The sequence below is a fragment of the Pseudooceanicola lipolyticus genome (genome assembly GCF_002786325.1).
Taxonomy (GTDB): domain Bacteria; phylum Pseudomonadota; class Alphaproteobacteria; order Rhodobacterales; family Rhodobacteraceae; genus Pseudooceanicola_C; species Pseudooceanicola_C lipolyticus.
This window is the reverse complement of sequence record NZ_PGTB01000032.1, coordinates 25,710-34,423: the sequence shown is the minus strand read 5'-3', so window position 1 is coordinate 34,423 and position 8,714 is coordinate 25,710. Positions and strand designations below refer to the sequence as shown.

Here is an 8,714-nt window from a genome sequence, read left to right as displayed (position 1 = left end):
CAGCCGGGGCAGCGGGCGGCCGGCCTCGCAGATCAGGCGCAGCTGCGTCGGCGTGCAATACAGAACCGTGACCCCGGCCTCCCCCAACAGCCGCGCCTGTCGGCCGGGCCGCAGCCCGGCCAGGCTGTGCAGGGTGGCGCCCAGATGCGCGCCCTCGACCAGCGCATAAAGCGTCAGCGAATGCGCCAGTTCGCCCAGCACGCCGTAGGCATCCGCCGCGCCGATGCCGAGATGATCGCGGCTGACCTCGAAACTGGCGATCCAGGAGCGGTGGCTGCGGCGGATGGTCTTGGCCGTGCCGGTGGTGCCGGAAGAGCGGGTGCGCAGAAAGCCGGGAGCGCCCTGTTCCAAACGCTCCACCCCGCCGGGGCCGACCAGAAACTCGCCGCCGGCGCGGATCGCCTGCCGCAATGCGCCGAGCGCGCCGGCTTCGTCCGCCGCCACCGCGCGCCCCTGGTCAAACAGGCGCGTGCCCGCCTCCCAGCGGAACCTCTCGCTGTGCATGGGTATTGCCAAGGTCCTCCTCCGGCGGTTCCGACATGTCCGGGATCTTTGCATGATGCCGGCCAGATAGGCCATGCGCCAGACGCGACGCCAGCGCAACTCCCGGTTTTCACCCAAAGGCGCGCACGCACCACCCTGCCCGGTCGATCACGGAATCTCGGCCTGCCGGAAAGTGTCCGACCAGAACCGCAACAGCAGGTCGCGGCGATTGGGATCGCGCGCCACCAGCAGCGCCGGGGACAGCGGGATATTGCGGCGGGCGCTGACCGCGAGGCCGGTTTCGCTGGCATCCATCTCGGTGGCCAGCCCGGCCTGGGTCAACAGGAACTGCGCCTCGGCGGTCAGCAGGAAATCCAGCAACCGCGCGGCGGCACCGGCCTGGCGCGCACGGCGCGGGATCATGAAACCGCGCGACAGCACCAGCGTATAGTCATCGGGCAGCACCAGGCCCACATCGGCCTGCTTGGCATTCAGCACGTAAGAGCCAAGCACGTTATAGGCGATCAGATAGCGCCCCTCGGCCACGCCCGCGATGATCTCGGCCGAACAGCAGGTGGCCACCGCCTCGACCCGGGCGAAGCCTTCCAGCAAGGCGCCAAAGGTGGTGGCCTCCAGGCTGTCGCTATAGGCAAACAGAAACCCCAGCCCGGATTCGGCGATATCATAGGTGGCGATGCGGCGGCGGAAGGTTTCGGGCCGTTCGCGCAACGCATCCAGCAATTCAAAGCGGCTGCGCGGCACCTGGTCGGCAGACAGCAGCCGACGGTTATAGGCGATCACGGCGGGTTCGGTTGTCACCCCCCACAGCTCGTTGCGCCATTGCCGGGTGGGGGCAAGCGTCTGCGTTGCGTCGGATTGATAGGGCTGGGCGCAGGCGGCATTGACCAGCCAGACCATCTGTTGCACCGCCGAGGACAGGATGGCATCGGCCGCCGGGCCGTCGCCGCGGCAATCGGCGCGGCTCTGTTCGAACAGGGCGTTGGAGCCCCATTGTTCATAGGTGATGGCAAGATCGGGGTTCAGGGCGCTGAACCGTTCGATCACCGGGCGAATGATGGAGATATCGGTGGTCGAGCGCATCAGCATCTCGGTGGCGCCACCGCCGAACCGCGCGACCGCCTCCTGCGCCGGGGCGCGCGGCGGCAGCAGCGCCAGGGCGCATAGCAGGATCAGGACCAACCGCGTCATTCCGTCCCCTCCCCGGCCGGCAGGATCAGCGCGGCGCGGAAACCGCCGGCTTGGCGGCTCATCTCGATCCGGCCGCCAAAGGCGGTGGCAACGGCGGTGACAATCGACAGGCCGATGCCGGTGCTTTGTTCCCGCGTCCCGGCATTGCGGTTGAACCGGTCGCCCAGCCGGTCGATCACGCTGTCCTGCGGCCCCGGCCCGCTGTCCTGCACCCACAGCACCGCCTCACCGCCGCGCCGCTGCACCCCGATGGACACCGGCGGCTGGCCGTGACGCAGCGCGTTGCCCAGCAGGTTATGCGCCGCCTCGTTCAACGAAAAGGCATCGGCGCGCACCATCACCGGGTCGTCGCCGATCTCCAGTCGCAACTCGGCCTCGGGCATCAGCACCGCGCGGTCGTCACGCTCCATGATCTCCAGCGCGATCTCGCGCAGATCGATCGGCGTGCGCGGCGCGCTGTCGGTGCGATGGATCACCAGCGCCCGGCTCAGCAGCTGGTCCAGCAGCGTGCCCAGCGAGCGGCTGCGTTGCAGCAGCCGGTCCAGCGCGCGGGCGCGTGCCGCCGCATCGGCTTCGGTCATCGCGGTCTCGGTATGCACCCGGATCGCCGCCACCGGCGTGCGCAGCTGATGCGCGGTGTCCGAGATCAGGTTGCGCATGGCCTCGACCTGGCCGTCCAGGCGCTGCATGAACCGGTTCATCGCGCCCAGCATCACCTGCAATTCGCTGGGCAGCCGGGCGGTCGGCATCGGCGTCAGGTCATAGGGATCGCGGCCGGCAAGATCGTCGACCAGCGCCCCCAGCGGACGCAGCGCCGAGCGGATCACCAGGAACGAGATCAGCATCAGCACCAGCCCGGCTGCCGCCAGCGGCAGCAGCGCGTCCAGCACCAGGTCGCGGGTCATCGCCTTGCGGGCGCGCAGGGTCTGGCCCACTACCACGTCGACCGGGCCGGAAAACTCGCGCTCGACAAACCGGCGCGTCACCAGCACGAAACGGGCGGGCTCGCCGTTCAGCGCATCGTCGAAGAAGCTGACCGGCCCGTTGCCGCTGTCGGGCGGACGGATCCGCAGGTCGGGATCGACACCGGTGACCAGCCCGCCCTGCGCATCAAGAACGGCATAGTACAGGCGGTCATCGGGCGCCTGCGCCAGCAGCTGGAAGGCCGAGACCGGCAGATCGACCAGCGGCGCGCCGTCCTGGATGCGGATGGATTCGGCGATGTCGCGGGCGGCGCCCACCAGGATCCGGTCATAGGCCTGCCGCGCCGCCTGTTGGCCGTTCCACCAGGTCGAGCCGGCCACCAGCACCCCGCCCAGCAGCAGGATCAGCAGCACCGTGCCCAGCACGCGGGACAGCAGGCTGCGCATGACGATGCGCTCAGTCATCCAGCCCGATCCGATAGCCGACGCCGCGCTGGGTGGCGATGGTGATGTCCGAGCCGGCGAATTTCTTGCGCAGCCGCGCGATATACAGCTCGATCGCGTTCACCCCGACATCGGCATCGTCGAAGCCGTAGAGCGAATCGTAAAGCCGGGTCTTGGACAGGAACTGCCCCCGGTGCCGGATCAGCATGTCCAGCAAGGTGGCCTCGCGCCGGGTCAGGTCCAGCTGGCGGCCATCCAGCCGCGCGCTGCGGTCCTTGGGGGCATAGACCAGCGAGCCGAGGGTGATCTGTTCCTCTTTGCGGTCGGCCTCGCGCCGGACCAGCGCCCGCAGCCGCGCCTCCAACTCGCGCTGATCGAAAGGTTTCACCAGGTAGTCATCGGCGCCCTGGTCCAACGCCACCACCCGGTCATCGACCGCGGAAAGCGCGGTCAGCATCAGCACCGGCGTGCGATCCGCCGCCGCCCGCACCTCGCGCAGCAGCGACAGGCCCGAGCCGTCGGGCAGGTTGATGTCGAGGATCAGCGCGTCATAGCGCTGTACCGCGCGGAAATCGCGCGCCTCTTCCAGGCTGGTGGCCAGGTCGCAGAGAATCCCCGAGCGGCCCAGCTGCGCCACCACCCCCTCGGCAAGGTCGCGGGCGTCTTCCACCATCAAGATCCGCATGTCTGTGCTCCTGCCTGGCTGCCGCCGCCTCCCTGTCACCGCCGGGCGGGTGCCGCAACCCGGCCGCCGCAAACCTGTCGGCGTGACAGGTTGGTGACAGGTATAACGGTTACACATCCCGAACCCGCAGGAAAGTGGCCGCATGTTCCGGCCCTGTGGGGCTGCCCCCGACGCGAGGGAGTGCGTCGAGTAGGACCTGAGGAGGACCAAATGAAATTTTCCGCAACCCGCGGCGCCTTCGCCGCTGTCGCCCTGTCGCTGTCCGCCTTCGCGGCCTCGGCGCAGGACAACCCCGAATGCATCGCCCCCGCCAACCCGGGCGGCGGCTGGGACTTTACCTGCCGCCAGGTCGGCAAATCGCTGCAGGATCTCGGGCTCATCGACCAGACCATGCAGGTGATCAACCTGGTTGGCGGTGGCGGCGGCGTGGCCTTTGCCGAGGTGGTGAACAAGCGCAACGACGCCGACAACCTGATTGTCGCCGCCAGCTCGGCCACCGCCACCCGGCTGGCTCAGGGCGCCTATCCCGGCAATACCATGGACCAGGTGCGCTGGCTGGCCTCGATCGGTGCCGATTACGGCGTGATCGCGGTGGCTGCCGACAGCGAGATCGAAACGCTGCCCCAGCTGCTGGACCGCATCAAGGCCGATCCGACCTCGGTGTCGATTGCCGGCGGCTCGGCAGTGGGCGGATGGGACCACCTGAAGGTGCTGATCGCCGCCAATGCCTATGGCATCGATGATGTCCGCCAGGTCAAGTACATCGCCTTTGACGGCGGCGGCGAGGCGGTGACCCAGCTGCTGGCCGGCTCGGTGCAAGGCTTTACCGGCGACATTTCCGAAGCCAAGGGGTTTGTCGACTCGGGCGATATCAAGGTGATCGCGGTGCTGGCACCCGAGCGGCTGGAAGGTGAATTCGCCAATTTCCCGACCGCGAAAGAGCAAGGCATCGACGCCATCGGCGCCAACTGGCGCGGTTTTTACGCCCCGGGCGGCATGTCGGACGGGGCCTATGACACCTGGGTGTCCAAGATCAGCGATCTTTATGCCTCGGGCGAATGGAAAGAGGTGATGGCCGCCAACGGGCTGGCCCCGCTCGACCTGCAGGGCAACGAATTCCAAAGCTTCGTTGAACAGTCGGTCGCGCAGATCCAGTCGATCTCCAAGGAAATCGGCATCATCAAGTAAATCCACTCACGGATGACCCGCCGGGGGCCACGCCCAACGGGCCGGCCCCCGGCATTCCGACACCCAGACAAGAGGAGATCCGCCATGAGCGATCGTATCTTCGGTGTCGTCGGCATGTTCCTCGCCATCGGCTATGTCTTCGCGGCCTTTGCGATCGAGGAAAGCTTTCTGTCAGATGCCGTCGGACCCAAAGCCTTCCCCCTGATCATTGCCGGTATCCTCGGCCTGTCGAGCCTGGCGATCGTGCTGCGCCCCGATGACGAGCCGATCTGGCCGGCGGTGGGGCGGCTGGCCGAAATTGCCGCCGCCGTCGTTGTCATGGTGCTCTATGCCGAGATGTTGCCGTTGGCAGGCTTTGTCATCGCCACCGCCTTTGCCGCTGCCTACCTGGCCTGGCGGCTGGGCTCGTCCCCGTTCGAGGCGGTGGCCGTCGGCATCGGCACTTCGGTTGGCATCTACGTCATCTTCCATCTGGTCCTGGGCCTGTCGCTGGCCCGCGGCCCCTTCGGTTTCTGAGGAGGCGCGCATGGAACTTTTTGCATCCCTCGGCGACGGCTTTGCCATCGCCCTGACCTGGCAGAACCTGCTTCTGGCGCTGCTGGGCTGTTTCCTGGGCACCATCATGGGCGCGCTGCCCGGTCTGGGCCCGTCCAACGGCGTCGCCATCCTGATCCCGCTGGCCTTTACCCTGGGGCTGGGCGCGACCCCCTCGCTGATCCTGCTGACCAGTGTCTATTACGGCGCGATGTATGGCGGACGGATCAGTTCGATCCTGCTGAACATTCCCGGTGACGAACCGGCGATGATGACCTGCCTGGACGGCCATCCGATGGCCAAGAAGGGGCTCGCCGGCGAGGCGCTGTCGCTGTCCGGCGTCGCCTCATTCGTCGGTGCCTTCCTGGCCACCTGGGGGCTGATCCTGCTGGCGCCGCAGCTGGTCAAGATCGCGCTGTTGTTCGGCCCGGCGGAATATTTCGCGCTGTTCGCGCTGGCCTTCATGACGCTGGGCGGCGTGTCCTCGACCAACCAGGCGAAATCGGCCTTTGCCGCCGCTTTGGGCCTGGGCCTGGCCACCATCGGCGTCGACACCCAGACCGGCGTGCCGCGCTTCACCTTTGGCGAGGTGCATCTCTATGACGGGCTCGACTTCCTGGTGGCCATCGTCGGCCTGTTCGCCCTGTCCGAGGTGTTCATCTTCCTGGAACATCGCCACGGCGGCTCCGATGCCGAGGGCAAGAAGATGGTGATCGGCCGGCTGTACCCGCCGCTGTCGATGCTCAAGCAATGTACCCCGACAATGCTGCGCACCTCGTTCCTGGGCTTTATCGCCGGGGTGCTGCCCGGCGCGGGGGCCTCGCTGGGCTCGTTCATTTCCTACAGCTTCGAAAAGCGGCTGGTGGACAAGGAGAATACCTTTGGCACCGGCGATCCGCGCGGGGTGGCCGCGCCCGAGGCCGGCAACAACGCCGCCGCCGGTGGCGCGCTGGTGCCGATGCTGGCGCTTGGCGTGCCGGGCTCCGGCACCACCGCGGTGCTGCTGGCGGTGCTGCTGGCGCTGAACATCACCCCTGGCCCGCTGCTGTTCACCCAGAATCCCGACGTGGTCTGGGGTCTGATCGCGGCACTGTTCATCGCCAACTTCATGCTGCTGGCGATGAACATCCCGATGGTGGGGCTGTTCACCCGCGTGCTGATGATCCCTTCGCGCATCCTGATGCCGGTGGTGGCGATGGTCAGCTTTGTCGGCATCTACGGCATTTCCGGGTCCAGCTTTGACCTTCTGGTGATGATCGGCTTCGGCGTGATGGGCTGGGTGCTGCGCAAGCTGGACGTGCCGCTGGTGCCGGTGATCCTGGGCACGCTGCTGGGCAATGCGATGGAAAACAACCTGCGCCGCGCGGTGACCATCGACAACGGCAACTGGTGGACGCTGATCGACAGCCCGTTGTCGATGGCGCTGTGGGCGATCGCGGTCATCGGCTTCGTCCTACCGCTGATCGTCGGCGCCCGGGTCAAGGCGCGGATGCACGCCCGCCGCGACGAGGAAGGCGCCATCAGCGACTGAACCGGACCGCCGCCCTGCCGGAAGGCAGGGCGGCATACAAGCCGGCCGCCGGTATGCCCGGGCGGCCGGTTTTAGACTCGATCAGGCCGCCACCGGGCTGCGCAGGTCCAGCGCCAGATCGGGGCGGTCGGTGGTCAGATGGCCGATGCCGCGATTCAACCAGGATTGGATCAAGGCGGGGTTGTTGACAGTCCAGGCGCAAAGCCGCTCGGCCGGCCACAACCGGGTCACCTCGTCGAACACTTGGGCAAAGAAATCATGGCGCAGCGCGATGATATCGGCCAGGTCGGCGACATCGGCAAAGAACGACTCGACCCCGCCGTAGGTGCCAATCGTGTTGGCATCGGCCGAAACCAGCAGCGGGATCTCGGGGCTGTGGTCACGACAGTCGCGCAGAACGCCCAGATCGAACGAGGTCAGATGCGCACGCCCGGCCAGCCCCTGCGCCGTCAGCCGCTCGGCGACCCGACCGGCCAGGCCGGGATAGGCCACACCCTGCGCGTCCAGCTTGATCTCGACATGCAGCTTCACCGCACTGTCCGCCAGCAACTCCAGCACGTCGTCCAGTGTCGGGATTACCTCGTGACTGTGGGTCAGCCGCGTCGCAGCCCGCTCCACCGGCCGCAGCGTACGCACCTCGCCGGCGCCTTCGGTGGTGCGCTCCAGCGTCGCGTCATGAATCACCAGCAATTCGCCGGCATCGGTCAGGTGCACGTCGAACTCGACGGCGTCGCATCCCAGCGCCACCGCCTCGCGAAAGCCGCTCAGCGAGTTTTCGGGCCGCAGGCAGGGGGCGCCGCGATGGCCGGTGATGGCGGTCATGTCATTCTCCTTGTGGAAACCGTCAGCGGATGGTCGGGTCAAGCTTGTCGCGCAGCCAGTCGCCGACCAGCGAGATCGACAGCGTGGTCAGCATGATCACCACGGCGGGCCCCAGCATGATCCAGGGCGCGGTGGTCAGATATTCGCGCCCGAACCCCACCATGTTGCCCAGGCTGGTTTCGGGCGGCTGCACCCCAAGCCCCAGAAAGGACAGGCCCGATTCCATCAGGATGATCTCGGGAAAGGTCAGGGTCATCGACACGATCAGGGTCGAGGCGACATTGGGCAGGATATGGTTCAGATAGACCCGCCGCGGCGTCGCGCCCAGCTGCACCACCGCGGCGGCATAGCCCTGGCTGCCGGCCGAAATCGCCAGACCGCGGGCGATCCGGGCATAGCGTTCCCAGCCGTAGAACCCCATCAGGCAGACCAGCAGCACCATGTTCGAGCCGAAGAAGGCCAGCACCGCCAGCGACATGATCAGAAAGGGCAGCGCCGCCTGGAAATCGGCCAGCATCACCACGAAATGTTCGACGATGCCGCGGAACTGCGCCGCCAGAAAGCCCAGCGTGGTGCCGAACACCGCCGAGATGATGGTTGCCCCGAAGGCGATCACCAGCGACACCCGGATCGACTGGATCAGCCGCGACAGCACATCGCGGCCCAGTTCGTCGGTGCCCAGCCAATGGCCTGGCGTGCCCGGCGGTGCCAGGCGCGACGTCAGATTCATCTGGGTGATGTTATAGGGCCGGATCAGATCGGCGAAGATCGCGCAGATCAGCACAAGGCCCAGCCAGGCCAGACCGAACAGCACCGCGACAGGCACGGCGCGGCCCGAGCGCCGGCGCGGCGCCGCGGTCTTGGCACCAGAGTCAGAGGGGTTGGCAAAGGTCAT

General features: G+C 67.3%; 9 protein-coding genes. 3 read left to right on the top strand and 6 right to left on the bottom strand.

What is annotated here, in order from left to right; all coding sequences use genetic code 11:
• From CVM52_RS10615 to CVM52_RS10600, 4 genes are all read right to left on the bottom strand, one after another.
• Nucleotides 1–516 (bottom strand): AMP-binding protein (locus tag CVM52_RS10615; RefSeq protein ID WP_172720976.1); only part of this gene is annotated, 516 nt, incomplete at its 3' end.
• A gap of 135 nt (nucleotides 517–651) precedes the next feature.
• Nucleotides 652–1,692, bottom strand: coding sequence for an ABC transporter substrate-binding protein (locus CVM52_RS10610; protein WP_100162485.1), 1,041 nt, complete (start codon nucleotides 1,690–1,692; stop codon nucleotides 652–654).
• Nucleotides 1,689–3,080 (bottom strand): sensor histidine kinase, encoded by a 1,392-nt coding sequence (locus tag CVM52_RS10605; protein WP_100162484.1) that lies wholly within the window; start codon nucleotides 3,078–3,080, stop codon nucleotides 1,689–1,691. The genes CVM52_RS10610 and CVM52_RS10605 overlap by 4 nt, the downstream gene beginning before the upstream one ends.
• Nucleotides 3,073–3,744 carry a response regulator transcription factor gene (locus CVM52_RS10600; protein ID WP_100162483.1) on the bottom strand — a complete coding sequence of 224 codons (672 nt, stop codon included), beginning with the start codon at nucleotides 3,742–3,744 and terminating at the stop codon, nucleotides 3,073–3,075. Before CVM52_RS10600 ends, CVM52_RS10605 begins: the two co-directional genes overlap by 8 nt.
• Before the next feature lie 210 nt (nucleotides 3,745–3,954).
• Between CVM52_RS10600 and CVM52_RS10595 the strand changes: the two genes are divergently transcribed.
• The 3 genes from CVM52_RS10595 to CVM52_RS10585 all read left to right on the top strand — a co-directional run bounded on the left by CVM52_RS10595 (nucleotide 3,955) and on the right by CVM52_RS10585 (nucleotide 6,997).
• The gene (locus tag CVM52_RS10595; RefSeq protein ID WP_100162482.1) at nucleotides 3,955–4,932 is read left to right on the top strand and encodes a Bug family tripartite tricarboxylate transporter substrate binding protein; all 978 of its coding nucleotides are present in this window, start codon (nucleotides 3,955–3,957) and stop codon (nucleotides 4,930–4,932) included.
• An 84-nt stretch (nucleotides 4,933–5,016) separates the two neighbouring features.
• Complete coding sequence (locus CVM52_RS10590; protein WP_100162481.1) at nucleotides 5,017–5,448, top strand: tripartite tricarboxylate transporter TctB family protein; 432 nt, start codon at nucleotides 5,017–5,019, stop codon at nucleotides 5,446–5,448.
• Between the two features lie 10 nt (nucleotides 5,449–5,458).
• Nucleotides 5,459–6,997, top strand: coding sequence for a tripartite tricarboxylate transporter permease (locus CVM52_RS10585; RefSeq protein WP_100162480.1), 1,539 nt, complete (start codon nucleotides 5,459–5,461; stop codon nucleotides 6,995–6,997).
• 81 nt (nucleotides 6,998–7,078) lie between these two features.
• Here the strand turns inward: CVM52_RS10585 and CVM52_RS10580 are convergent, their stop codons facing one another.
• A complete protein-coding gene (locus tag CVM52_RS10580; protein WP_100162479.1) occupies nucleotides 7,079–7,819 on the bottom strand; it encodes a glycerophosphodiester phosphodiesterase family protein in 741 nt (246 codons plus the stop codon).
• Nucleotides 7,820–7,841: 22 nt separating this feature from the next.
• The gene (locus CVM52_RS10575; RefSeq protein ID WP_100162478.1) at nucleotides 7,842–8,714 is read right to left on the bottom strand and encodes an ABC transporter permease; all 873 of its coding nucleotides are present in this window, start codon (nucleotides 8,712–8,714) and stop codon (nucleotides 7,842–7,844) included.